The sequence below is a fragment of the Aeromonas allosaccharophila genome, from assembly GCF_016026615.1.
GTDB lineage: Bacteria > Pseudomonadota > Gammaproteobacteria > Enterobacterales > Aeromonadaceae > Aeromonas > Aeromonas allosaccharophila.
The window spans coordinates 3,205,034-3,230,000 of the sequence record NZ_CP065745.1; the positions used below are offsets into that span (position 1 = coordinate 3,205,034).

The 24,967-nt window shown below is 60.9% G+C and carries 15 protein-coding genes, 1 tRNA gene and 2 rRNA genes (1 of these 18 only partly in view); 6 read left to right on the forward strand and 12 right to left on the reverse strand.

Annotated elements, in window-relative coordinates:
• Positions 1-293: 293 nt before the first annotated feature.
• The 6 genes from recD to I6G90_RS14620 all read right to left on the reverse strand — a co-directional run bounded on the left by recD (position 294) and on the right by I6G90_RS14620 (position 11,058).
• Complete coding sequence (gene recD, locus I6G90_RS14595; RefSeq protein ID WP_197928102.1) at positions 294-2,357, reverse strand: exodeoxyribonuclease V subunit alpha; 2,064 nt, start codon at positions 2,355-2,357, stop codon at positions 294-296.
• Positions 2,354-5,962: an exodeoxyribonuclease V subunit beta gene (gene recB / locus I6G90_RS14600; protein ID WP_197928104.1), complete on the reverse strand. Its 3,609-nt coding sequence runs from the start codon at positions 5,960-5,962 to the stop codon at positions 2,354-2,356. The genes recD and recB overlap by 4 nt, the downstream gene beginning before the upstream one ends.
• Entirely contained in the window at positions 5,962-9,315 is a 3,354-nt protein-coding gene (recC, locus tag I6G90_RS14605; protein WP_197928106.1) for an exodeoxyribonuclease V subunit gamma, read from the reverse strand. The genes recB and recC overlap by 1 nt, the downstream gene beginning before the upstream one ends.
• Before the next feature lie 262 nt (positions 9,316-9,577).
• The gene (locus I6G90_RS14610; protein WP_163127856.1) at positions 9,578-9,970 is read right to left on the reverse strand and encodes a DoxX family protein; all 393 of its coding nucleotides are present in this window, start codon (positions 9,968-9,970) and stop codon (positions 9,578-9,580) included.
• Between the two features lie 38 nt (positions 9,971-10,008).
• Positions 10,009-10,695 (reverse strand): pirin family protein, encoded by a 687-nt coding sequence (locus tag I6G90_RS14615; RefSeq protein WP_197928108.1) that lies wholly within the window; start codon positions 10,693-10,695, stop codon positions 10,009-10,011.
• Positions 10,696-10,725: 30 nt separating this feature from the next.
• A complete protein-coding gene (locus tag I6G90_RS14620) occupies positions 10,726-11,058 on the reverse strand; it encodes a hypothetical protein (RefSeq protein WP_058053589.1) in 333 nt (110 codons plus the stop codon).
• A 258-nt stretch (positions 11,059-11,316) separates the two neighbouring features.
• On the opposite strand from I6G90_RS14620, the gene I6G90_RS14625 reads away from it, so the two are divergent.
• Together I6G90_RS14625 and I6G90_RS14630 are read left to right on the forward strand one after the other, a co-directional pair.
• Positions 11,317-12,231, forward strand: coding sequence for a LysR family transcriptional regulator (locus tag I6G90_RS14625; protein WP_197928110.1), 915 nt, complete (start codon positions 11,317-11,319; stop codon positions 12,229-12,231).
• Positions 12,232-12,330: 99 nt separating this feature from the next.
• Entirely contained in the window at positions 12,331-12,750 is a 420-nt protein-coding gene (locus I6G90_RS14630; protein WP_042059741.1) for a hypothetical protein, read from the forward strand.
• A gap of 94 nt (positions 12,751-12,844) precedes the next feature.
• Here I6G90_RS14630 and I6G90_RS14635 read toward each other — a convergent pair whose 3' ends face one another.
• Complete coding sequence (locus tag I6G90_RS14635) at positions 12,845-14,839, reverse strand: methyl-accepting chemotaxis protein (RefSeq protein ID WP_197928111.1); 1,995 nt, start codon at positions 14,837-14,839, stop codon at positions 12,845-12,847.
• A 248-nt stretch (positions 14,840-15,087) separates the two neighbouring features.
• On the opposite strand from I6G90_RS14635, the gene I6G90_RS14640 reads away from it, so the two are divergent.
• Positions 15,088-16,416: an IS4 family transposase gene (locus I6G90_RS14640; protein WP_197928112.1), complete on the forward strand. Its 1,329-nt coding sequence runs from the start codon at positions 15,088-15,090 to the stop codon at positions 16,414-16,416.
• Between the two features lie 64 nt (positions 16,417-16,480).
• On the opposite strand, the gene I6G90_RS14645 is transcribed toward I6G90_RS14640, so the two are convergent.
• The gene (locus tag I6G90_RS14645; protein ID WP_042657018.1) at positions 16,481-16,831 is read right to left on the reverse strand and encodes a hypothetical protein; all 351 of its coding nucleotides are present in this window, start codon (positions 16,829-16,831) and stop codon (positions 16,481-16,483) included.
• Positions 16,832-17,030: 199 nt separating this feature from the next.
• Between I6G90_RS14645 and I6G90_RS14650 the strand changes: the two genes are divergently transcribed.
• The 3 genes from I6G90_RS14650 (at position 17,031) to I6G90_RS14660 (ending at position 20,677) form a co-directional block, all read left to right on the forward strand.
• Positions 17,031-17,753: a response regulator gene (locus tag I6G90_RS14650; RefSeq protein WP_005336534.1), complete on the forward strand. Its 723-nt coding sequence runs from the start codon at positions 17,031-17,033 to the stop codon at positions 17,751-17,753.
• Positions 17,754-17,786: 33 nt separating this feature from the next.
• Positions 17,787-19,148 carry an ATP-binding protein gene (locus I6G90_RS14655; RefSeq protein ID WP_042059747.1) on the forward strand — a complete coding sequence of 454 codons (1,362 nt, stop codon included), beginning with the start codon at positions 17,787-17,789 and terminating at the stop codon, positions 19,146-19,148.
• 140 nt (positions 19,149-19,288) lie between these two features.
• Positions 19,289-20,677 carry a transporter substrate-binding domain-containing diguanylate cyclase gene (locus I6G90_RS14660; RefSeq protein ID WP_197928113.1) on the forward strand — a complete coding sequence of 463 codons (1,389 nt, stop codon included), beginning with the start codon at positions 19,289-19,291 and terminating at the stop codon, positions 20,675-20,677.
• Between the two features lie 18 nt (positions 20,678-20,695).
• Here I6G90_RS14660 and I6G90_RS14665 read toward each other — a convergent pair.
• The 4 genes from I6G90_RS14665 to I6G90_RS14685 all read right to left on the reverse strand — a co-directional run.
• Positions 20,696-21,846, reverse strand: a protein-coding gene (locus I6G90_RS14665; RefSeq protein ID WP_197928114.1) for an IS3 family transposase whose coding sequence is annotated in 2 segments (ribosomal slippage) — positions 20,696-21,609 and positions 21,609-21,846 — 1,152 coding nt in all. Because the reading frame shifts where the segments join, the coding sequence is not laid out codon by codon here.
• Positions 21,847-22,302: 456 nt separating this feature from the next.
• Positions 22,303-22,379, reverse strand: a tRNA-Asp gene (locus tag I6G90_RS14675).
• Positions 22,380-22,476: 97 nt separating this feature from the next.
• Positions 22,477-22,591: ribosomal RNA gene (rrf, locus tag I6G90_RS14680) — 5S ribosomal RNA — on the reverse strand.
• Between the two features lie 121 nt (positions 22,592-22,712).
• A 23S ribosomal RNA gene (locus I6G90_RS14685) occupies positions 22,713-24,967 on the reverse strand (it continues 635 nt past the right edge of the window).

The following is a 24,967-nucleotide window of genomic DNA, read 5'->3' on the forward strand; positions in this document are numbered from 1 at the left end:
CCCTGACTACTCAACGCAATAAAAAATTGAGTTAACTTGCTTCTCATATCATCTACATGATAAGTAAGATTTTGAGCTGAGTCATATTCCTTAAATAAAAAGTCATCCATATTTTTCTTTCTCATACTGCCACCCATAACATTAAAGCTCTATGTATCTTCGCCCACTCGGAACAAATAATTATTTCCCTAGAAGATAGTATCTTATTATGGACGCGAATTATTATATATAGTTATTTATTCTGTAATCACCAAGTAAAACAGCGGTAAATCCCTTTACCGCCATCCAATAGCTCACTCCCCCAACCTCTCCGCCAATCCGGAATAACGCTCGGTCTTTTTCCGTACCGCTTGGGCCAGCAGGGCGCGATCGCCATAGAGATCGAGGCGCGCCTTGGCGCGGGTGATACCGGTATAGACCAGCTCGCGGGTCAGCAGCGGGCTGGGGCTGTCGGGCAGCACCAGCACGGTATGGGCAAACTCCGAGCCTTGGGACTTGTGGATGGTCATGGCGTAGACGGTCTCGTGGGGCGGCAGCCGGCTGGGCAAAAGCGCCCGCAGGGTGCCGTCCGGCTGCTCAAACCAGACCTTGAGCCGCCCGGTTTCATCGGGCAGGCAGAGCCCCATATCACCGTTGTAGAGGCCAACGCCGTGGTCGTTGCGCACCACCATCACCGGGCGACCGGCATACCAGTCGCCATCGCGGGCAATCAGGCCAGCCCGTGACAGGGCCAGTTCGAGCCGCTCGTTTAGCCCCAACACCCCGAACGGGCCATCACGCAGGGCGCAGAGGATCTGGAAGCTGTTGAATGCCTTGAATACGGCGGCGGGCGCCTCCCCGGCGCGGACTGCCTTCAGATAGCTGCCGTAACCGGCCACCCCCTGGGCAATCAGGGCATCGTAGGCCTCCCCCGCCCAAGGGTGCAGGCTGATATCGGCGAATCCTGCGCCCCAGACTGCCTCCACCGCTGTGGCATCGCCGCTGTTGCAGGCGCGTGCCAGCTGACCGATGCCGGAGTGCTGATCAAAACGCCAGCTCTTGGCCAGCAGGCAGAGGCTGTCACGCACCGGAGCACCGGCGGGCGTGCCCTGCAAGCGGTAGCCGGTCTGGCGGGAGAGCCACTCCGCCTGCGCGGGGCTGATGCCCTGTTCGATAAAACTGCAGATATCGCCGAGCACGGCCCCCGCCTCCACCGAGGCGAGCTGATCCTTGTCGCCGAGCAGGATCAGGCGGGCGTGGCTCGGCAGCGCATCGAGCAGGCGCGCCATCATCGGCAGGTCGACCATGGAGGCCTCATCCACCACCAGCAGGTCGAGGTGCAGCGGGTTGCCCGCGTGGTGGCGGAACTGGCTGCGCCCCGGAATGACCCCGAGCAGCCGGTGCAATGTGCCCGCTTCGGTGGGGATCGCCTCCACCCACTCGGGGGGCAGATCGAGGGCCTGCAGGGCAGAGCCGATACTCTCGGTCAGGCGCGCCGCCGCCTTGCCGGTGGGAGCCACCAGCCGGATCGCCGGAGCCTTGCCTGCTTGCAGCCCGGTCTCCACCAGAATGGCGAGCAGTTTGGCCACTGTGGTGGTCTTGCCGGTGCCGGGGCCGCCGGAGATCACCGCAAAGGGGCGTGCCGCCGCGGTGGCCGCCGCCAGCTTCTGGCCGTTGCAGCAGAGCGCCTCGGGCACCAGCGCATCCAGCTTGCTCAAGTCGCTCGCCGCCTGGGCGCTGGCCAGCAGCCCTTCGATGGCGGGCCAATCCACCTCGTTCGGGAACACCAGATCCAGATACTTTTCGATAAAGTGGCGGGCCGAAAAATCGGGGGCGAGGCGGGCCTTGAGCAGCGCCGCGAACACCAACCCGTAGTCGCGGGCAAACAGCCGCGACAGGGCCGGGGCAATCTCCGGCCATTCGGCGCGCTCGCTCAGGGCGCGCAGATGGCGGGCCACCCCCTGCTCATGATCGTGGTAGCGAGTGAGGTAGAGCCGCCCGTGCCACAGCCGCAGCGGCCAGCGCGGGGCAGGCCCCTCATCCTGCTCGGTACCCACCAAGGGGCTGGCCGCAAACAGAGCGGGCCAGCGGGCAGGATCCGCCAGATCCAGCAGCAGATCCCGGCTCTGCTGGGGATCCAGCCCGAACGGGCGCAGGAATCCGGCAGTCAACATTTCAAGCGGCAGACAGACATGGCCGCGCCCCAGTTCGAAGCAGGTGAGCGCCGCCCCCAGCACCAGCTCGGGGCTGCCGCCAAGGTCGGCCACCAGCCTAGCAAATTGCAGATCCAGCTGGCGGATGCGGCCAGCCAGCGCCAGTGTTTTCAACCGTTCAACCATCATTGCGCTGGTCGCGGTGCTGATCATGGTGCCGCTCATGCCTCTACCTCGTTTAATGCTTGGGATCCCGCTGCTGGCAGCTCACTGCCTTCGCGAAACAACTCATCCAGCCCCAGCACCAGTTCACGACTCGGGCGGGTATGGAAAATGCCCCCTTGCGGCATGCCGCGCAGGAACAGATAGAAAACGCCACCAAAGTGCTGCTCGAAGTCGTAGCCTGGCAGGCGCAAGGCCAGCAGCCGGTGCAGCGCCAGCGAGTAGAGCAGGTATTGCAGGTCGTAGCGGTGCTCGGTCATCGCCCGCTCCAGCGCCGAACGGCTGTAATCGGCGGGGCTCATGCCGAGGTGGTTGGATTTGTAGTCGAGCAGATACCAGCGCCCCTGCCACTCGAACACCAAGTCGATAAAGCCCTTGAGCATCCCCTGCACGGTGGCAAAGCTGAGCGGCTTGTTGCCCCGCGACAGCGGGTCGTGCTGCTGGCAGAGGGCCGTCAGCGCCGGTGCCGTCACCCGCCCCATGGGCAGGAAGAACTCCAGCTCCACCTGTTTGCGCTCGGGGGCCAGATCCCGTAGCCGCACCGGCTCGCCAAAGCCGGTTTCAAGGGGAGTATCGAGCACCGCCTCCACCTGCTGTTGCAACACTGGGGCCCAACTCTCGTCGAAGCCGTCTTGCAGCAACAGACTGGCGATATGCTCTGCCAGCGGCTCGCCCGCGGCGCTTTGAAAGTCGATGGTCTCGAACAGGCTGTGCAGCAAGGTGCCGGGGCGCGCCCCTTTCGGGAAGGTGAAGATGGAGGGCTGGGGCGCCTCGTCCGGTTGTTCCGCCGCCAGCGCAGCCGCCTCGGTCACCACCTCATCATCGAAGCCGGGATTGGCGAGTACGCCCTTGCTGTGGCCGTGACCCTGCGCCGCCAGCCCGGAGTAGGAGCTGATCCACCAGTCCCGCTCAAGGGAGCCGCTAAAGTGGCGCACCTGCGGCTCGCCCAACTGCTCCTCCTCTGGCGGCAGCGGGGCCGGACGGGTGAGCGAGGGCTCACCGACGGCCACCCCGGGCAGCGCCTGTGACAGCTCGGTCAGAGCGGTCGCCAAGGTTTCGGCATCCCCCTCCTCGCCCTTTTGCAGCAGGTAGCCGATGGCGGTGTGGTGCAGGTCTGTCTTCTCCGACTTGCCCGCCCCCGCCCGCACCGGAGCCAGCCCCAGCCAGGTGGCGTAGACGCCCCGGGTCAGCGCCACATAGAGCAACCGCAGATCTTCGGCAAGGCGCTCCCTGTCCGCTTCGGCGAGCGACGAGTCGGCGCCGGTCAGATCGAGAATGGTGCGATTGCCCGCCTCATCCGTCTCGTGATAGAGCGGGGTCTCGGCGGTTCTGTGGCTGCAGATAAAGGGCAGGAACACCAGCGGGTACTCCAGCCCCTTGGATTTGTGGATGGTGACGATCTGCACCAGCTTGCGCTCGGATTCGAGGCGCAGTACCTGCTCAGCATCCTGGCCGTTGGGGCGGCTCACCGCCTCCCCCAACCAGCGCAGCAGGGCGTACTCCCCGTCCAGCTCGCTGCTCACCTGTTGCAGCAGCTCGCCGAGATGGAGGAAGTTGGTCAGCCGCCGCTCGCCATAGGGGCTCGCCAAAAGCGAAGAGGCGAGATTGCGCCGGTGCAGCAGGGCCCGCAGCATCGCCAGCACGCCGCGGCGGTGCCAGATCTTGCGGTACTCCATAAACTCCTGCACCGCGCTCTCCCACGCCCGCTCGTCGCTGGCCAGCCCATCGAGCGCCTTGGCGTCGAGATCAAACAGCCCGGTGGCGAGCGCAGCCCGCAGGCTGCGCTCTTCGCTCGGGTTCTGGCAGGCGTGCAAAATCAGCAGGATCTCCCGCGCCTCCGTCTGCTCCAGCACGCTCTCGCGGTTCGACAGATAGACGGAGGCGATGGCGAGCCGCGCCAGCTCCTGCTGCACCAGCTTGCCCTCGGCTCCGGTGCGCACCAGCACGGCGATATCCCCGGCCTTCACCGCCTTGTCACCGATCAGCGCCTTGCCCTCGCGGGCCAGGGTCAGCAGGCGGTGGATCTCGGCGGCGGTGGCGCGGGCCATCTTGCTCTGGTAATCCCCCCGATTGAAGGTCGGCTGGCCGGTCAGCTGCCAGCAGTGGAGCACAGGGGCGGTGACGCCATCGAGCAGCAGCGCCTTGCTCTTGCCCTGCGCCTCCACCGGCAGGAAGGGGATATCCGCTTCGTAGATAAAAGGATCCTTGGCCCGCTCGAACAGGCCGTTGACCGCCCCCACCAGAGCACTGCTGGAGCGCCAGTTGCGCCCGAGGGTGTAGTGGGCGCTCACATTTCGCCGCGCCTGAATGTAGGTAAAAATGTCGGCGCCGCGAAAGCCGTAGATGGCCTGCTTGGGGTCACCGATCATCAGCAGCGCCGTGTCTGTGTGGCCGCCGTAAAGCCGATGGAAGATGCGGTACTGCTGGGGGTCGGTATCCTGAAATTCGTCGATCATCGCCACCCGATAGGTGGCGCGAATGCGCTCGCAGAGCCGCTCGCCAAGGCTGGAGCCGAGCGCCCCGTCGAGATCTTTGAGCAGGTCATCGAACGAGAGCTGATGGGCCTGCCGCTTGCTGGCCTGCATCCGGCTACGCACTACTTTGGCCGCCCGTTGCAGGATCAGATCCCGAATACCGGGGCGACTCGCCAGCAGCTCGTCTATCTGACTGAACAGCGGCAGGGTCGGCACTGCGCCCCCCTTCTTGAGGTTCTCCTCCAGCACCGTCTGGCCGAAGCGCTCCAGCTCCTTGGGAATGGCGTAGCCACTGCTTTCGTCCTGTGCCCAGTCGCTTATCTTGGCAAGCCACCCTTCGTAGTTCTTGCCGGTGTAGCGGCTGATCTGGCCGTCGGTCTGGCGGCGGATCTCATCCGTCTGCGCCAGCCATTCACTCTTCACCGCCGCGATGCGGCTCATGGCCGCCTGATGGCGGGCGGCGAGGGTCTCATCCCCCAGCGCGGGATGGATCTCCAGCTCGCTGTTGTCGAGCCAGCTGCCCATCTCCCGCAGCAGGGCGGCGGGGCTCGGCCAGAGCGCGCGCACCGCGCTGGCGAGGGCTTTATCCACCGGATAGAACTCGGCACGCCAGTAGTCGCTCACCGCCTGCAGCCTGAGCTGGCTATCGTCGGTGAGAAATTCGGTTTCAAAGAGGGCGCCCGACTCGAAGGCGTTCTGTTTCAGCATCCGCTGGCAGAAACCGTGGATGGTAAAGACCGCCGCCTCATCCATCTGCCGCTCGGCAGCCAGCAGGCGACGGGCCGCCAGTTCGTGATCGTCCACCTCGGCCAGTAGCATGTTCAGCAGGGCGTCATTGCTATAACCACGCATAAAGGCGAGGCGCGCCTCGTGGATACGACCGCGGATCCGCCCGCGCAGCTCGGCGGTGGCCGCTTCGGTAAAGGTCACCACCAGAATTTCGGTCACTGACAACGGCCGCTCGTGGGCGCTGGGCTGACCGGCATCGGCGCCCTCACCGATCATGGGGCCGTGGCCCAGCAGCAGGCGCAGGTAGAGACCAGCGATGGTGTAGGTCTTGCCGGTACCGGCGGAGGCTTCGATCAGTCGTTCACCATGGAGGGGAAAACGCAGGGTATTGAGCGGGTTAGCCATTATTTCAGCTCCTCCAGGGTCTTGAGCAGCGGGGTCAGGTGTTCGCGAGCCAGCGCCTGCAACTGCCCCAGCACCTCGTCATCGAGTTCGGGGAAGCAGCGGGCAACGTAAGGATCAGCACTCTCCCCATTGATCATCCAGCCGCCGTTGAAACGGGTGAGGGCCGCCTTGTCGGCCGCCTCCGGCTTGTCGGGATCCTTCTCGATCGCCTTGAGCCAATCCCAGGCGGTGTTGGGGAAGAACGGCAGCGGCCGCTTCATCCCCTGCGCCCAGCACGCCACCAGCGCCGCCAGCTTGGGGCGCGCCTCGTCGGAAGCGAGTGCAGGCAGGCGCAGACTCTGCTTGGCATCGAACAGCAGGGTGTCGCCGGGGGCGCTGCTCAATGAGAGGCAGAGGTGCTGGATCCAGCCCAGCAACAGATCCTTGCCGTTGAAGCTGCCGGGTTTGACCACCAGCAAGCGCCCCTTCTGGGTGTCGATCCACCCTTGCAGCTGGCCCTGAGTGAGGGAGATATCGATCTCCACCGCCTGCTTTTCTGACTCATTGGCCGCAACCCATGGCCGCAGCCGGTCCGCCAGCTTGCCCATCTCGACATCCAGATCGTCCAGCAGCAGGCTGCCGAACCACCCTTGCGGCAGCAGGCCGGTGAGCTGCAACCGCTCGCGGCGCTCGGTACTTTCACCTTCCGCCAGATGGGCATCGAGCAGCAGATCTTTCAGCTGATAATGTTGCAGGCCATCCAGCTCGAACGGCTCGCTGTCCTCGATGTTGGCTTCGTTCAGCTCAAACCACACCTTGAGGCGACGGTTGAGGAAATATTTGGTGGGCTGGCGATAGAAGCGCAGCAGCTCCGCCAGCTCCAGCCCCTGCTCCTTGCCCCATTCGGGGGGGAGAGGCAGCTCGCCGCTCTGGAAGTTGGCCGCGCCGCGCACCGGATTGAGAGCGGGCAGCCAGTCGGCAGCATAGGTAAAGAGGCGTGAACCCGCCGCCGGGTAGAAGTAGTCGCGACTGTAGGGGGTGAGCGGGTGCGCCACCATCAGGTGGTTGAGCAACCGCTTGCCGGAAGTTTCGTCGTCCAGATCCTCATCCCCCGCCAGCACAAAGCCCTGCCGCACATAGTCGATCAGCTCCGCCAGCAGCACCGACGGCACCTTGTCGCTGTTGTCCTGCGCGCTGAAGCCCTGATAGCTGATATAGAGCCCCTGCTGGGCACTCAGCAGCGCCTCAAGGAAGAGGTAGCGGTCATCATCGCGGCGGGAGCGATCCCCGCGCCGCGACGCCACCGCCATCAAGTCGAACCCCATGGGGGCCAGGGTGCGCGGGTAGACGCCGTCGTTCATGCCGAGCAGGCAGACCTGCTTGAAGGGGATGGAGCGCATCGGCATCAGGGTGCAGAAGTTGACCTGACCGGCGAGGAAGCGCTGGCTGGATCGGGACTCCCCCAGCACGCTGCCGAGGTAGTCCTGCAACAGGTCGGCGGTAATGGGCTGCTCGAAGCGGGCCTCGCCAAGCCGGGTCTGCCACTCGGCCAGCTGGCTGCGAATGAGCTGGAGCTGACGCTCTTCATCCTCGTCGGCCAGATAGAAGCGCTCCAGCAGCGCCAGCAGGCAGGCGTTCCAATCGGCCAGCGGCTGCGCCTGTTGCAGCCGGGGCAAAAACTCGGCCAGCGAGTCGACAAACCAGGCGAGCTTGCCGAGTGCCAGCCCCTGCTGACCCTCGATATCGGCGTAGGGCAGGATGCCCGCCACCGGCTCGCCATCCCCCATGGCAAAGCCGAGCAGCATGCGGCGCAGGCCGAACAGCCAGCTGTTGCCGGACATGGGCGGCAGATCGAACCGGACGGGGTAACCGTCATCCAGCCCCCAGCGGATGCCGGTCTCCTGCACCCAGACCCGCAGCTGGTTGAACTCGTCGTCATCCAGCTCGAAGCGGCGCAGCACGGCGGGCACCTCGAGAATGGCGAGCAGCTCCCCTGCCCCGAAGCGGGCGTTGGGCAGCCTGAGCAGGGCGAGGAAGCTTTGCAGCAGCGGGCTCTCCTGACTCGCCGCCCGATCCGATACCGCAAAGGGGATCTGACCGCGCGCGCCAAACACCGCCTGAATGTAGGGGCCGTAGCTGTTCACATCCGGCATCATCACCACCACGTCTTTCGGGGTGAGGGTCGGGTCCTGCTCGAACAGCGCCAGCAGCCGATCGTGCAGCACCTCGAGTTCGCGCATCGGGCCGTGGCAGGCGTGGATCTGCAAGGATCCATCCGCCGGATCGATGGGGCTTTTGTGATGGCTGCTGTCGAGATCGAACTGACCGGCGCCTCGCTCGGCCAGCTCCAGCACATCCTTCTGGATGGCATGCAGCAGCTTGATATTGCCTTTGCCATCCACCTCGTCGATATCGACGAAAGCCTCGATTTGCGGCACCTCCAGCTCCATCAGCTGGTGCAGGTAGTCGCGCCCCAGCTTGCCCATGGAGGCGAGCAGCGGGTTGGCGGGGCCCTGCAACGTCTCGATATCGGTGCCGGGTTTGAGCTTGTTCTCCAGCCGAGCCAGGGTCTTGCGATCCAGCAGATCCCCCCAGTAGTAGCGGCAGGGGTTGGTGACGAACAGGTGCACCTCCACCTCCGGCCGACTGCCGAGGGCCAGCAGCGCCTCCACATAGCGCGGCGGCAGCGCCGAGATACCGAACACGAAGACCCGCTGCGGCAGCTTGCCCGGCAGATCGGCGGTGCGCTCCAGCTCGTGGATAAACTCCTCATAGAGGTTGGCGCGGTGGTAGCCGCTCGGAGAGAGCGCCAGCGTGCGGGCCACCAGCTCGCGCCACAGCTCGGGCTGCCAATCCTGACCGCTCACCCCGGCCAGCTCCTGACTCAATCCTTCCCCCTCTTCCCAGCGGGCGATCCAGTCCGGCCGATAGACCAGATACTGGTCAAAGAGATCCGCCACCTTCTGGCAGAGCTGCCACAGCCGCACCTGCTCGGGATCCCTGGCGGGATCCTCGTCCTCTCCACCGCCCAGATAGACGGCGAGCGGGGCAAAGGCGGGGCGCTCCAGCAAGGCAGGCAGAATGGTCATCAGCTGCCAGCTCATGGAGCCTTTGTTGTAGGGGCTCTGGCGAGGCACATCCGCCAGCACCCGGGTGAACATCTCCCAGATAAAGCTGGCGGGCAGCGGAAAGTCGATATTGGCGGCGATGCCGAACGCCTTGGCCAGCTCCAGCTTGAGCCACTGGGCCATGCCCGGACTCTGCACCAGGATCTGCTCCCGATCGAAGGGGTGAGAGAGAGGGGCCTGCCGGATATGGTTGACCAGTAGCTCCTTGAGCAGATCCAGCTGATTGGAGTGGTAGAGGGTAAACATGGACGACTCCCGCCAATTTCATGAAGAGGGGTGTGCGCCGGAAAAGAGGAGCCATTTCCGTCACTTCACACGAAATGGGATTGTCGGGGATCGGGGGATAAGATGCAAAAGGCGCTTGCGGCCAGTGGCAAGCAAGGGGCGGGATCATGAGGGGCGCCGCAGATTTGGCGCGCCGCCTCACCGACCCGGAAAACGCAGACAGAAAAAAGCCGGTGCAGTTGCACCGGCCAAAAGGCGTTGGAAAACTTGAATCTTCAGGGCATTACCAGTTTTTGCCGAGGCGGGCATCCACACTGAAGGCACCCGCACCAGCCGCCGCCAGCGCCAGGAAACCACCGGCCACTGAGACGTTCTTCATAAACATCAGCATCTGCATCTGTTCGGCAGGCTGATAGTGGAAAATAAAGGCGGCCATCAGGGTGAAACCGGCCAGCAGCACGGAGAGGCTGCGGGTAAAGAGACCGAGCACGATGGCAAGGCCACCGCCCAGCTCAAGCAGGATCACCAGCGGCAACATAAAGCCCGGCACGCCCATCGCTTCCATATAACCCTGAGTACCGGCGTAACCGCCGATCTTGCTCCAGCCCGCCATCACGAACATCAGCGCCAGCAGTACACGACTCGCCAGCAGCGCAACATCTTTCATCTTGTCCATTTCACTATCCTCATTTATCTCGTATCGCCACTGACCAATCAGGGCAGGTCAAACAACAGGGCTTGAGTGGCACTGGTTGCGACCAACTCCCACCGGTATTCATCACGACTGAGTACCCCGTCGCCGGGTCGGGCAGCCAGACCGTTGGCGGTCAGCTCCCCTGAAATCATCTGCAGGTAACCGTGTCGGCCAGCCAGTGCCCATTCGAGCGTCTCGCCCGGGGCCAGTTCCAGCCGCCATACGCGGGCCTGTTGGCGGATCCGCAGCGATCCATCCTCGCCATCCGGTGACGCCACCAGCGTCATGCCCGGTCTGGACTCGATCTTCTTCTGCTGATATCCGGGTGGCGTGCCGAACTCGTTCGGCTCGATCCAGATCTGCAACAGGGAGAGAGGATCCGTCTGCGAGGGGTTGTACTCGCTGTGGCGGATCCCGCTTCCTGCGCTCATCAGCTGGAAATCCCCTGCCGGGATCTGCTCGACATGGCCGAGGCTGTCCTTGTGCTCTATGGTGCCTTGCAGCACGCAAGTGAGGATCTCCATATTGGCGTGAGGATGGGTGGCGAATCCGCCACCCGGCGCAACCAGATCCTGATTGATCACCCGCAGCACCGAGTGTCCCATCCACTCCGGGTCATAGTAGTGACCGAAGGAGAAACTGTGGCGCGCGTCCAGCCAGCCAAAGTTGGCCTTGCCCCGCGCTTCTGCGGCTCTCAATTGCATCATGGTCTGCTCCTCATCTATCCGGGGTTCGACTTAGCGGGGGTTGCCACCACCGATGCCGAACGGAATACGGTATTCGCTGCTCTGGCCAGCCAGGCTGACGGTCACTGTGCCTTGAGTGCGCAGCGGCAAGCGAATTTGTTGTGTGCCAGTCAGGTCGGCATGCGCGGAGGTGATCAGGTCACCGGCTTCATCGCGCACTTCCAGCATCGGATTGGCTTTGCCATCCATTGCGGCGGTGGCATTCCAGTTCACAAACAGCACGCCGGGCATGGCGTTGAAGTCAGCCGGTACGGAAGCGTTGGCGAAACCTGTGGTCATCAGGCCTGCAACGGCCAGCATCTTGATTACGTTTTTCATGTTCATTCAATCTCTTGTTTTATATGTCATTGCCAAGGCCTTTTCGGCCAGAATCAATGCATCCATGCAAGAGGTTATTCAAATAGTGTGTTGTTCTTTCACCGACATCAGACAGACCGATTGGGTGTGTCACAGTGCGGAACTTCCCGCATATTTGGCCGCTCGACGTTCCTGCCGAAGCGTTGATTGAATATTAAAGACACTTGGCCTAACTTGTTAGCGAGATAAACTGGCAAACATGTTCAAAAAAATTGAAGGTATGAAATGGCCAAGGAATCGAACAAGGAACGGGCGCTGACCCTGGAAGCCATCCGGGTGCTGGACGCCATCGACCGCCGTGGCAGCTTCGCGGCAGCGGCCGACGAGCTGGGCAAGGTGCCCTCGGCATTGAGCTATACGGTGCAGAAACTGGAGGACGAGCTGGATGCCATGCTGTTTGACCGCAGCGGCCACCGCACCAAGTTCACCCCGGCGGGCCGCATGCTGCTGGAGCGGGGTCGGGTGCTGCTGGAGGCAGCCGAGCATCTGGTGGGCGAGACCCGGGCACTGGCCCGCGGCTGGGAGACCGACATCACCATCGCCGTCGATGCGCTAGTCCCGGTGCAGGCCCTCTACCCCTTGGTGGAGAAGCTGGCCGAGCAGACCGATACCCGACTGCGGCTGCGAGCCGAGGTGCTGGCGGGCAGTTGGGAGTGCCTGGAAGATGGTCGCGCCGACCTGCTTATCTCCTCGATCAACCCCGATATCATGATGACCGGCATCAAGCATCAGGTGCTTAAAGAAGAAGTAATGCTCTACGTCGCCCATCCGGATCACCCGCTGCATCAGGAGCCGGAGCCGCTGGCAGACGAAACCCTGCGTCGCTACCGCGCCATCGCGGTAGCAGATTCGGCGCTGCGCAAACCGGTGCTCACCTATCGCCTGCTGGACAAGCAGCCGCGCCTCACCGTCAGCACCATGGCAGAGAAACGCGACGCCCTGCTGGCGGGTATCGGCGTCGGCACCATGCCGCAAAGCTGGATTGAGGAGGACATCAGGGCCGGACGGCTCAAGGTGATCAGCCCCGAATATCGTCATCAGTTGCAGGTGGTGCAGGCCTGGCGGCGAGACACCATGGGCAAGGCCAAGAGCTGGCTGGTGCGGGAGATCCCAAAACTGTTTGCGGTCGGTGAAAAATGAGATCCAGTTAACAGAAATGTTAATTGTGCGCCTCGCTTGACACCCAATATCTTTGCTGATTTCATAGCCGCCTCATTGACCCCATGGAAGCTGTAGAAAATGAAAAAGACTTTGCTGGTAGCCCTCACCACCCTGCCCCTGTTTGCCAATGCTGGCCTGATGGACTCTCTGACCGACAGCGTCACCAGCAGCGTAAAAGATGCGGCCAATACCGCCGTATCCGGTGCTGTGGACAGCGCATCCAACGAAGCCATCAAGCAGGCACTGGATATCAAGGAAGGCGGCTCCAACAAGCAGGCTATCAAAGAGAAGCTGGGCGCACCGGCCTCCACCAAGACCGAATCTGGCCTGGAAGTGTGGACCTATGATCTGGATGCCCTGAACAAGGCCTCTCCGCTGCTGGCAGAAACCACCAAGACCCTGCTGAAAGATACCGATGCGACCAAGAAAAACGTGGTTATCAAGTTCGAAGGCGAAACCGTCAAGAAAGTAGACCTGACCGACAAGGCTCAGGGCTAAGTTCGCTCGTCCGGTGGACAAGGGCGACAAGCCCGCACCGGCGCAGATAGCAAGAGGGGGAGCATCAGGCTCCCCCTCTTTCATTATCGGTTTGTTACACCTTGAAGCGATGCACCAGTGCCACCAGCTGGCGATTGGACTCCAGCAGGGTGGCCGAACTCTGTTCGGTATTCTGGCCGTTATCCACCAGCAGATTGACCATGTCACGGATAGTGACCATGTTGCGGTTGATCTCTTCGGTCACCCGGCTCTGCTCCTCTGCCGCAGTCGCAATCTGGGTGCCCAGATCGTTGATCTGCACCACCGCATCCGCCATCTTGTCGAGCCCGCCGGTCACCTGCTCGGTATTCTCGGTCGCCGCCTGACAGCTCTGCTTGGTGTGCTCCATGGCCACCACGGCCTCCGCCACCCCCTGCGTCAACCGGGAGAGCATGCTCCCCACCTCGGCGGTGCTATTCTGGGTTCTCGCCGCCAGCGCTCGCACCTCATCGGCCACCACGGCAAAACCACGCCCCTGCTCACCGGCCCGCGCCGCCTCGATGGCCGCGTTGAGTGCCAACAGGTTGGTCTGGGCGGCAATATCGCCGATCACGCTGAGCACACTGCTGATCTTGCGGGCATCTTCCTGCATCCCCAATACCTTGGTCGCGGCAAGATCGACTTCATCGATCAGCGCCGCCACACTGGCAGAGGCCTGACCCACCACCTTGCGGGACTGAATCGCCTGACCATTGGCCGACTCGGTAAAGCTGGCAGAATCGCTCGCGTGGTGTGCCACGCTATCGGCAGTGGAGCTGAGCTCGGTCAGGGCTGTCACTATCTGATCGGTCTCGGCGGCATGCTCACCGAGAATGCGTCTGGCCTGTCCCGTCTGCTGGTCCAGTTGGGCCAATTCACGGGTAATCAGCTCTGTGGTCTCGGTCACCTGCAACATCATCTGTTGCAGATAGGCGATAAAGCGATTCACCGATTGGGCTATATGGTCCAGCTCATCGTGCCCCTTGACCCGGATCCGGGCTGTCAGGTCAGCATCCCCGGCCGAGAGCGCATCGATGTTCTGCTTGAGGGTGTCGAGTCGACTGCCAAGCTGCTTGATGGCCATCAACATCAGCGCAAACAGCAGCACTACCAGCGGTAGCTGGATCGCTGCCAGCGTCTTGAGCACCTCCTGACTGTCGTGGGTCAGGGTGCTGGTCGGCAGCGCCGCCGCCAACAGCCAGGGGGTTCCTTCGATGGGTTGCATCAGCAATGTCTGCTCTTCACCCAGATCCTGAAAAGTGGTGCGCTGCAACGCGGCGCCATTACCCGGCCCCAGCAGGCTGGCGATGGCGCTGGCAAAGGGATAGTCCCCGTGAGATGAGAGGTTGCCCAGCACCACATCCCCGTTCAAACGGCCATTTTTGCTGAGGATCTTGCCATCTGCCTCGACGATCATCACCTGACCACCGATCTCCTGCTCTTTTTTGGCGACCAGATCATTGAAGAACCCCAGCGTCACATCGATGGTCGACACTCCGTAGAGGGAACCGTCACGATAGATCCCCATGGCGCAGTTGGTTCGCGGCTGTTGGCTGGCACCATCCTTGTAAGCCGCCGCCCAGACACACATGCCTTTCGCCGCCTGCTGCCCGGCTCTGTGCCAGGGCTGCTCGAAATAGTTGGGCGCCTCGGCCGAGTTCCAGTAGGTGTTGGGGATCAGCTTGTTGGCACCATCCCGATGAAAGAAGGTACTGAACTTGATGCGACCGGCTTCCCGCTGATCCGGCATCGGCCAGATGCCGCCACCAAAGACCATGGCATTGCCATATTGATCGATCAGAGCAGGGAGAACGACATCGATTTGCTCGCTCGGCAGCTGGGCAACCAGCTGGGTGATACTGCGTGACTGGCTCTGGACCCCGTTGAGCTGATCGCGAATGTCGGTCGCAATCTCGCTGACTCGCAGCACCAGATTCTGCTCACCCGCCCGTTGCAGCTCGGGTTTGACCCATAACTGGATACCGATAACGGTCAGCACACAGACCACCACCATGAATCCCAGAAAAACGGCGGTATATCGCCCCTTGATTGTCCCCAGATCCCAACCCATACCCTCTCCTGTTTACGGCCACTGCTAACTGCAGCTTGTTATAAGAACGGGCATTATCTTGCAATTCGCTCACGGCGCGTTTGCCATCGCTCACATAAGCGACAGCAAGATAACGATTCGAGCAAAAATGGATCGATGGGATCACAAAAAGGGTGGCCTCGGCCATAATGCCGATCAGTTAAGGATCCATTGACCGATCCTTCTGATGTGTAAAAATCCGAAACCTGTTGATTGGTTTCGGATTTTTTATGCGTATCGTACAGGCTCTCGACTTCCTCCACGCCAGCAATCCCGCTCAGTTTGAGTCACTCTCCGACCTCATTTCCCCCGAGCTCATCACAACTCTGCTCGCCGAAGAGGATGTCGTGACCCTGCGCCGTCGCCGCATGCCCATGGAGCGCCTGGTCTGGGCCATCATCGGCATGGCCATGTTCCGCCATGTCCCCATGACCCAGCTGGTCAATCAGCTCGATATCCTGTTGCCCGGTGACCGTCCCTTTGTTGCCCCCAGCGCCTTCCTGCAAGCCCGCCAAAAGCTCGGGGACAAGAGCATCGAGCGGTTGTTTCACGAGACAGCCTCGCTTTGGCACCCGCAGGCCAATCACCCCGGCTGGGCCGGGCTGCAACTACTCGCCGTTGATGGCGTGATGTGGCGCACGCCTGATACCCCGGACAATACCGCCGCCTTTGCCAAGCCCGGTACCCAGCATGGCGAGACGGCCTATCCGCAGGTATGCATGCTCTGCCAGATGGAGCTGACCAGTCACCTGCTTGTTCAGGCTGTCATGGAGAGCTGCGCCGTCAACGAGATGGTGCTGGCCGAACAGCTTGTCGCGCGCACGCCGGACCACTCGCTGACCCTGTTCGACAAGGGGTTTTACTCCCTCGGTCTGCTACATGCCTGGCAAACTGCGGGTAGCGAGCGGCACTGGCTGCTGCCGCTCAAAAAGGGCACGCAATACGAGGTGGTACGCAAGCTGGGGCGCCAGGATGTGCTGGTGCGCCTGACGACCAGTCCACAGGCACGCAAGAAGTGGCCACAACTGCCGGATACGGTGGAAGCCCGCTTGCTGACTCGCAACATCAACGGCAAGGAGCGCCAAGTGTTAACCTCGATGGTCGACCCGATGCGCTTCCCGGGGACTGACATCGCTGAACTCTACAGCCATCGCTGGGAAATCGAGTTGGGCTATCGGGAGATGAAGCACAGCCTGCAACAACATCGACTGACCCTGCGTAGCAAGAAGGCGACGGGGATACGGCAAGAGCTGTGGGGCGTGCTGCTGGCGTACAACCTGCTGCGCAGCCAGATGGTGAAGATGACGGCGAGCCTGAAGGGATACACGGCGAGCCAGCTGAGTTTTCACATGGCGTCGATCTATCTTATCCATGAACTGAGCTGCATGCCCTACCTGTCAGCGGGGACTATCCCGAAGCGGGTAGCTGACCTGGAGAAACAGGCGGGGCAGTTTGTGCTGCCGGCACGAAGGGAGCGAAGTTACCCCCGCTGCGTGAAGCCAAGGCCACAGAGGTATAGTGTGAAAAAAGCCAATAAAAACAATGCCAGTCAGGCTTAACTGACTGGCATTAGGCCTCGGCCACCCTTTGGTTTGTCACTGTCGTGTGCAACAGCAGACGCTGTTACTGGTTCGCTTCGGCGAACTGCTTCATCGCTTCGGCGTGCTTGGTCATGCCGGCGGCACGCTCGTTGAGGTTCTTGATGAACTCCGCCTTCTTGGCTGGATCTTCAATGCGGTCATAACGTTGCTGCAGGTTGGCCTGGATCTGCTCCGGGGTCATGTTCTGCAGACGGGCCATCTTGTCGTGGCGGCCACCGTGGTGTTTGCCACCCATCATGCCACCGCCATCCATCGGGCAGTCCACCATGGCACCGGGCTGGCCGGTAGGTGCAGCTTCACTGGCGGCATAGGCGCCCAGCGGCAGGCCAAGGATCAGGGTGGCGGTCAGCAGGGTTTTGGTCAGCTTTTTCATGGTCTATCTCCTGTAGGGATGATTCTGGTTCGGCGCTCTTGCCTTGCCCTCAAGTAAACACCCGTCCAGTGTCTGAACTTTGCCAGCATCGCCCTTTTTTGTAGCAGAGTGTGGCATCGTGCGGATCTGGCACACTTTGACACAAACCGCCGGGCGGATTTTCGTATACTCGTGCCAACGCCAAGCAGGGGAGGTATTCATGAACCAGGGCAACACCCACATTCTGGTGGTCGACGACCACAGCGAGATCCGCGATCTCTTGAAGCGCTTTCTGGAACAGCACGGCCTGCGGGTCAGCTGCGCCCGGGATGGCAAGGAGATGAAGCGACTGCTGGAGGAGCGGGAGTTCGACCTGCTGGTGCTGGATCTGATGATGCCGGGTGAAGATGGCCTGACCCTCTGCCGCGAGCTGCGGGTCAAATCGAACCTGCCCATCATCATGCTGACCGCCATGGGGGAAGAGACCGACCGCATCATCGGGCTGGAGATGGGGGCTGACGACTATCTGGCCAAGCCTTTCAACCCGCGCGAGCTGCTGGCGCGCATCAAGGCGGTGATGCGCCGCACCCAGGCCGAGACCCAGCCCGCCGCCGAGACCCTGACCCGGGATCTGCGCTTCGATCGCTGGCTGCTCGACGTCAATCGTCGGGAGCTGGTCGATGAGGATGGGGTGGGCTTAAGCCTCTCCACCGCCGAGTTCGATCTGCTCAAGGTGTTTCTCGAACGCCCGCAGCGGGTGCTGAGCCGGGATCAACTGCTGGATCTCGCCCGTGGCCGCGAGGCGGTAGCCTTCGATCGCGCCATCGATACCCTGGTGAGCCGCCTGCGCCGCAAGCTGGAGCGGGATCCCAAGAATCCGGAGCTGATCAAGACCATCTGGGGTGGCGGTTATATGTTCTCGGCCGATGTGACGCAGGTATAAGCGGTGAATGCATTGAAACGGCTATGGGCTCGCATGTGGCCCAAGGGGCTGACCGGCCAGATCATTCTGGTAGCGCTGGCAGGACTGATCCTGATCCAGCTGCTCAGCATCCAGATCTACCGCACGGATCGGGAAGAGGCGCTCGGCTTCGTCAACAGCCGCAACGCCATGCAGCGGATCATCTCGGTGGTCAGGCTGCTCTCCCTCTCCCCCCCGTCCCTCTATGACGAGATCCTCAAGGCGAGCCGCAGCGAGACCCTGCTGCTGCGCCTCTCAGACGAGCCACTGCAACCGGACAACCGCAGCCCCCGCTTCGAGCAACTGGTGCGCTCGCGCCTCAACTATCCCCCCGGCCTCACCGTCGAGATCAGCGCCGAGCTGAAAGAGGATACCCAGCGCAGCAAGGCGTGGGAGCATCACGCCCGCATGATGCGGGATCGCAAGGGTCCGCCCCCGCCACGGGATATGCGGCTCTACGGCTCCATCGAACTGCCCCAGGGTGGCTGGCTGCAATTCAGCTCGCTGGTCGACAAGGAGGCGGGCAGCTGGTCGTGGCAGACCACCCTCAACCTGATGCTGGTCGCCAGTCTGGTGATCGGGCTGATGGTGCTGCTGTTTCGCCGCGCCACCCGCCCGCTACAGCAGCTGGCAGGCAACGCCGAGCGGCTCGGACGCGGCGAGGATATCGAACCGCTACAGGAGGTGGGGCCGACCGAGATCCGTGAGTCGATTCAGGCCTTTAACCGGATGCACACCCGGCTCGACCGCTTCGTGCAGGACAGAACCCGGATGCTGGCGGCCATCTCCCACGATCTGCGCACCCCCATCACCAGCCTGCGGCTGCGCACCGAGTTTCTGGCCGATGGTGAGGACAAGGAGCGCATCCAGCAGACCCTGCAACAGATGGAGCAGATGCTGGCGGCGACCCTCAGCTTTGCTCGCGAGGAGGGGCAGCAGGAGGCCACCCGCGAGCTGGATCTGGTCAGCCTGCTGGTCAGCCTGTGCGATGACTATGCCGATACCGGCCAGCCGGTCACCTGTCTGGCGGAGGGCAAAGAGGTCTACGCCTGCCGGGCCAACACCCTGCGCCGGGTGTTGCAGAACCTGATCGGCAACGCCATCAAATATGCCGGCAGCGCCGAAGTGTCGCTGGAACGCTGCAAGGAAGAGCTGTTGATCCGGGTTTGCGACAACGGGCCGGGGATCGATCCGGCGCGGCTGGAGGATGTGTTCAAACCCTTCGTACGGCTGGACGAAGCGCGCAACACCGAGTCGGGCAGCGTGGGGCTGGGGCTCTCCATCGCTCGCACTCTGGTCCATCAACACGGCGGCGAGCTCACCCTGCTCAATCGACCACAAGGGGGACTGGAGGCGCGGATCAGCCTGCCGCTGTAAGTAGTCACTCTATCCGCTAGCCTTGTCATGGCGCCTTTTGCATCATGCAAACTTCATCATGTGAACGCTTGTTCTTCGATGAGAAAGGCGGTGATAATCGGTGACCACGGGACGGTATACGGCAACGGATTGGAGCAAGGATGGCCTCTTCCAGGACAGGAGTCATAGTCAGTATCGGATGGGGGCTCCTGCTGCTCGCCCTTGCCCTTCCAGCCTGGGCCAAAGCCCCGGAAGAGCCGATCATCATTACCAACTCCAAAGCCTGGCAGCCCTTCTCCTATATCAATGAGTCGGGCCAGCCGGATGGCTTGCTGATCGATTTGTGGCGCGAATATGCCCGGGTGACCGGCCAGAAGATCGAGTTCAGGCTGGTCGACTGGCAGGGCTCCCTCGACTTGCTCCATGAGGGGAAGGCGGACGTTCACGCCGGACTGCTCTGGTCACCGGAGCGGGACAAGCTGTTCGACTATGGTCAGCCCCTCGCCCAGCTCGACTCCCAGCTCTTCTTCTCGAGCGAACTGCGCGGCACCGATGTCCACTACTACCTGCTCCATGAAACGGTTGGAGTGGTGGCAGGTGGCTACGAGGAGTATTACGCCAAACGCTACTTCCCCGGCACCAGACTGCAGACCTTCGATGACAATGACACCCTGCTGGCGGCGGCCTTTCGGGGCGACATAAAAGCTTTTATCGCCGATCTGCAGGTCGCCAACTTCTACATCTATACCTCGGACGATCCCACCCGCTTTATTCCGGTTCGCCACCTCTATACCGACCAGATCCGCTTTGCGGTGAAAAAGGGCGACCTTGCCCTGTTAAACCGGCTGGAAGAGGGCTTCGCCAAGATCAAAGAGAGCGATCGGGAGCGGATCATCCGCAAGTGGATGCATGTCGAGACCGTCTATCCCATCCACCTCGGCCCCTGGCTGCTGCTGGCCGGGGTGTTGATCATGGTGGCCTACATAGTGCAACTGCGCCGCGCCGTTGCCAGCCGCACCGCCGAGCTGAGCCGCGCCAACGCCAGACTGGAGAAGCTGGCCAGCACGGACCCCCTGACCGGCCTGCTCAACCGACGGGCATTTATGCCCGCCATGGAACAACGGCTGGCAAGCGGGGAGCCCTGTGCTCTGCTGCTGTTCGATGTGGATCACTTCAAGGAGACCAATGACCGCTTTGGTCATGGCATCGGGGATCTGTTGCTGGAAAAGCTGGCCACGACTGTGACCAACCTGTTGCCCGAAGAGGCTCTGCTGGCCCGCATCGGCGGGGAGGAGTTTTGCCTGCTGCTGCCGCTGGCCACGCTGGCAGAGACAGAGCAGTGGGCCGAGCGCATTTGCCTGGAGAGCAACCGGCAAACCCTGTACACCAGCGGCGGGGAGGTGACCATCTCCATCAGCACCGGGGCCGTCTGGGTAGACGCAAAGAGAGAGGCTGATGCCGACCTGCTACTGCGGCAGGCTGATGCCCTTATGTATCAGGCAAAGAGGCTGGGACGCAATACCTGGCAAGCCGCCCCCTATCAGGCATAATGAATCGCCCCTGGTTTTCTAGACACTTTGTTGCTGAAAAATAAACTGCCTTTCAAACTCTACCGGCGACAGCCCATCATTGGAACCATGACGCCTGATTGGGTTGTAAAACATTTCGATATAATCAAATACGTCGCTGCGGGCTTCGTCTCTTGTCGCGTAAATCCTGCGCTTGATCCACTCACGTTTGAGCAACTGAAAGAAGCTCTCGGCGACAGCGTTGTCGTGACAGTTGCCACGTCGGCTCATGCTGCAACTCAGGTTGTGGGCCTTCAGAAAGTCCTGCCATTCACCACCGGTAAACTGGCTGCCCTGATCCGAATGCACCAGTACCGGCTGCTTGGGCTTGCGCCGCCAGACGGCCATCAATAACGCATCCACCGCCAAGTCTGCCGTCATGCGTGACTTCATCGCCCAGCCGACGATCTGGCGAGAGAACAGGTCGAGCACCACCGCCAGGTACAGCCATCCTTCTTGAGTGCGGATGTAGGTAATGTCAGTCACCCAGGAGATGTTGGGGGCTGGCACCTTAAACTGACGTGCCAGCGTGTTTGGGGCAGCCTGCGGGCTCTTGCCTCCATAATGCCCCTTGCGGCGTTGATAGCCCGTTTGCGAACGCAGCCCTTCCCGCCTCATTAATTTGGCCACACGGTGCTTGCCGCAGGCCTCCCCTGCGTCACGAAGGTCGCGATGGATCTTGCGATAACCGTAGACAGCACCACTTTCCAGCCAGGATTGTTTGACCAATCCGGTCAGTCGTTCGTCCTCCTGATGGCGTGGCGATGTGGGCTGTTTCAGCCACGCGTAGAAGCCACTTCGGTGAACCCCCAGGGCCTGGCACAGGGTAACGACACTGTACTGGTCGAGTCGGGAGGTTATGAACGCGTACCTTTCCTTGACTCGCTGGCAAAGTACGCGGCGGCCTCCTTTAGGATATTGCGCTCCTCGGTGACCTGGCGCAGTTCGGCTTTCAGGCGGCGTATCTCGGCTTGCAAGGCAGACTCTTCGCGCTGCTGGTCAGCAGGCTTGCCGTACTGCCTGAGCCAGGCATACAGACTGTGACTGGATACCCCAAGGGCTCGTGCAACGTCAGCCACCGGCCGTCCGCGCTCGGTGATTTGTTTAACGGCTTCGATTTTGAATGTTTCTGGATAACGCTGACGGGTCATAACACCTCCAATAGTTGCCTCATTTTAAGGCTGTGAGGTGTCTAGGGAGCTGGGGGCGATTCATAACCCCTGACGGACGCGCAATAAAAACGGCCGCCATCCGAAGAGGGCGGCCGCATGACAGACTCCCTATCAGAAGTTGTAGGTCACGCCTAGGTTGTAGCGGCGGCCGTCCAGCACAGTGCCATAGCTGCTGTAATCCACCGTCTTGTCGAACAGGTTGTAGACGCCGGCGGTCAGATCGAAGAGTGAATCGCCCCTGTAATCAGACTCTGGTAGCGTCCTAACTTGACCGATAGCAGAGCGGGAAATGGTTGAGGAACGACCAAAAAAGGGCGGGATTTATCGGCAAAACAGCAAGGAGTGAGGGCTTTTTGGCCCAAGATGATAAAACCAAGACTTATAAATTGCGTATAGCAAAAAGGCCTTCCCAATCAGGAAGGCCTTTCAAATTAGTGGCGGAGCGGACGGGACTCGAACCCGCGACCCCCGGCGTGACAGGCCGGTATTCTAACCGACTGAACTACCGCTCCGCTGTCTGGTTAGCTTTTCGCTAAATTGTCTGCCGCTTCAATGAGGTGTCATCCTCTCGGCCAACGTCGTGATGTGCACGTCGCTGTTTAATTGGGTGCCTGGCAGTGTCCTACTCTCGCATGGCGAATGCCACACTACCATCGGCGCTACCGCGTTTCACTTCTGAGTTCGGCATGGGATCAGGTGGTTCCACGGCGCTATGGCCGCCAGGCAAATTCTTCAATCTGAGAAAGCTGACGTGAATAACGATTTGCCTGTTGGCTTCGCTATCACTGAATTAGTTAGTAGTTCGTTCATTCGCTACAAGGCCCAGAACACTTCTTGGGTGTTGTATGGTTAAGCCTCACGGGTAATTAGTATGGGTTAGCTCAACACGTCGCCGCGCTTACACACCCCACCTATCAACGTTGTGGTCTCCAACGGCCCTTTAGGACCCTCAAGGGGTCAGGGATGACTCATCTCAGGGCTCGCTTCCCGCTTAGATGCTTTCAGCGGTTATCGATTCCGAACTTAGCTACCGGGCAGTGCCACTGGCGTGACAACCCGAACACCAGAGGTTCGTTCACTCCGGTCCTCTCGTACTAGGAGCAACTCCCTTCAATCATCCAACGCCCACGGCAGATAGGGACCGAACTGTCTCACGACGTTCTGAACCCAGCTCGCGTACCACTTTAAATGGCGAACAGCCATACCCTTGGGACCGACTTCAGCCCCAGGATGTGATGAGCCGACATCGAGGTGCCAAACACCGCCGTCGATATGAACTCTTGGGCGGTATCAGCCTGTTATCCCCGGAGTACCTTTTATCCGTTGAGCGATGGCCCTTCCATTCAGAACCACCGGATCACTATGACCTACTTTCGTACCTGCTCGACCTGTCCGTCTCGCAGTTAAGCTGGCTTATGCCATTGCACTAACCTCCTGATGTCCGACCAGGATTAGCCAACCTTCGTGCTCCTCCGTTACTCTTTGGGAGGAGACCGCCCCAGTCAAACTACCCACCAGGCACTGTCCGCGAGCCCGATTCAGGGCCCTGCGTTAGAACATCAAACATACAAGGGTGGTATTTCAAGGACGGCTCCAGCGCAACTGGCGTCACGCCTTCAAAGCCTCCCACCTATCCTACACATGTAGGTTCAATGTTCAGTGCCAAGCTGTAGTAAAGGTTCACGGGGTCTTTCCGTCTAGCCGCGGGTACACCGCATCTTCACGGCGAATTCGATTTCACTGAGTCTCGGGTGGAGACAGCATGGCCATGGTTACACCATTCGTGCAGGTCGGAACTTACCCGACAAGGAATTTCGCTACCTTAGGACCGTTATAGTTACGGCCGCCGTTTACCGGGGCTTCGATCAAGAGCTTCGCTTGCGCTAACCCCATCAATTAACCTTCCGGCACCGGGCAGGTGTCACACCCTATACGTCCACTTTCGTGTTTGCAGAGTGCTGTGTTTTTGATAAACAGTCCCAGCCATCTGGTCACTGCGACTCCCGACTGCTCCATCCGCAAGGGACTTCACTGTCAAGAGCGAACCTTCTCCCGAAGTTACGGTTCTATTTTGCCTAGTTCCTTCACCCGAGTTCTCTCAAGCGCCTTGGTATTCTCTACCCGACCACCTGTGTCGGTTTGGGGTACGATGACTTGTAATCTGAAGCTTAGAGGCTTTTCCTGGAAGCAGGGCATCAATGGCTTCCGCACCGTAGTGCGTTCGTCTCGTGTCTCAGTGTTGTGTCTCCGGATTTGCCTATAAACACCACCTACGCACTTTCACCAGGACAACCGTCGCCTGGCCCACCTAGCCTTCTCCGTCCCCCCATCGCAATTACAAGTCGTGCAGGAATATTAACCTGCTTCCCATCGATTACGCCTTTCGGCCTCACCTTAGGGGTCGACTCACCCTGCCCCGATTAACGTTGGACAGGAACCCTTGGTCTTCCGGCGAGGAGGCTTTTCACCCCCTTTATCGTTACTTACGTCAGCATTCGCACTTCTGATATCTCCAGCATACCTCTCGATACACCTTCGCAGACTTACAGAACGCTCCCCTACCACTCATACATAAGTATGAATCCGCGGCTTCGGTGCCTGGTTTGAGCCCCGTTACATCTTCCGCGCAGGCCGACTCGACTAGTGAGCTATTACGCTTTCTTTAAATGATGGCTGCTTCTAAGCCAACATCCTAGCTGTCTGAGCCTTCCCACATCGTTTCCCACTTAACCAGAACTTTGGGACCTTAGCCGGCGGTCTGGGTTGTTTCCCTCTTCACGACGGACGTTAGCACCCGCCGTGTGTCTCCCGGATATTACTTACTGGTATTCGGAGTTTGCATGGAGTTGGTAAGTCGGGATGACCCCCTAGTCCAAACAGTGCTCTACCCCCAGTAGTATTCGTCCGAGGCGCTACCTAAATAGCTTTCGGGGAGAACCAGCTATCTCCGAGTTTGATTGGCCTTTCACCCCCAGCCACAGGTCATCCCCTAACTTTGCAACGTTAGTGGGTTCGGTCCTCCAGTTGATGTTACTCAACCTTCAACCTGCCCATGGCTAGATCACCCGGTTTCGGGTCTACACCTTGCAACTAGACGCCC

What these genes read in the sequence shown, in the direction of transcription:
- recD (WP_197928102.1), bottom strand. Translation starts at nt 2,357, where the DNA reads ATGAGCGGCACCATGATCAGCACCGCGACCAGCGCAATGATGGTTGAA.
- recB (WP_197928104.1), bottom strand. Translation starts at nt 5,962, where the DNA reads ATGGCTAACCCGCTCAATACCCTGCGTTTTCCCCTCCATGGTGAACGA.
- recC (WP_197928106.1), bottom strand. Translation starts at nt 9,315, where the DNA reads ATGTTTACCCTCTACCACTCCAATCAGCTGGATCTGCTCAAGGAGCTA.
- I6G90_RS14610 (WP_163127856.1), bottom strand. Translation starts at nt 9,970, where the DNA reads ATGGACAAGATGAAAGATGTTGCGCTGCTGGCGAGTCGTGTACTGCTG.
- I6G90_RS14615 (WP_197928108.1), bottom strand. Translation starts at nt 10,695, where the DNA reads ATGATGCAATTGAGAGCCGCAGAAGCGCGGGGCAAGGCCAACTTTGGC.
- I6G90_RS14620 (WP_058053589.1), bottom strand. Translation starts at nt 11,058, where the DNA reads ATGAACATGAAAAACGTAATCAAGATGCTGGCCGTTGCAGGCCTGATG.
- I6G90_RS14625 (WP_197928110.1), top strand. Translation starts at nt 11,317, where the DNA reads ATGGCCAAGGAATCGAACAAGGAACGGGCGCTGACCCTGGAAGCCATC.
- I6G90_RS14630 (WP_042059741.1), top strand. Translation starts at nt 12,331, where the DNA reads ATGAAAAAGACTTTGCTGGTAGCCCTCACCACCCTGCCCCTGTTTGCC.
- I6G90_RS14635 (WP_197928111.1), bottom strand. Translation starts at nt 14,839, where the DNA reads ATGGGTTGGGATCTGGGGACAATCAAGGGGCGATATACCGCCGTTTTT.
- I6G90_RS14640 (WP_197928112.1), top strand. Translation starts at nt 15,088, where the DNA reads ATGCGTATCGTACAGGCTCTCGACTTCCTCCACGCCAGCAATCCCGCT.
- I6G90_RS14645 (WP_042657018.1), bottom strand. Translation starts at nt 16,831, where the DNA reads ATGAAAAAGCTGACCAAAACCCTGCTGACCGCCACCCTGATCCTTGGC.
- I6G90_RS14650 (WP_005336534.1), top strand. Translation starts at nt 17,031, where the DNA reads ATGAACCAGGGCAACACCCACATTCTGGTGGTCGACGACCACAGCGAG.
- I6G90_RS14655 (WP_042059747.1), top strand. Translation starts at nt 17,787, where the DNA reads ATGTGGCCCAAGGGGCTGACCGGCCAGATCATTCTGGTAGCGCTGGCA.
- I6G90_RS14660 (WP_197928113.1), top strand. Translation starts at nt 19,289, where the DNA reads ATGGCCTCTTCCAGGACAGGAGTCATAGTCAGTATCGGATGGGGGCTC.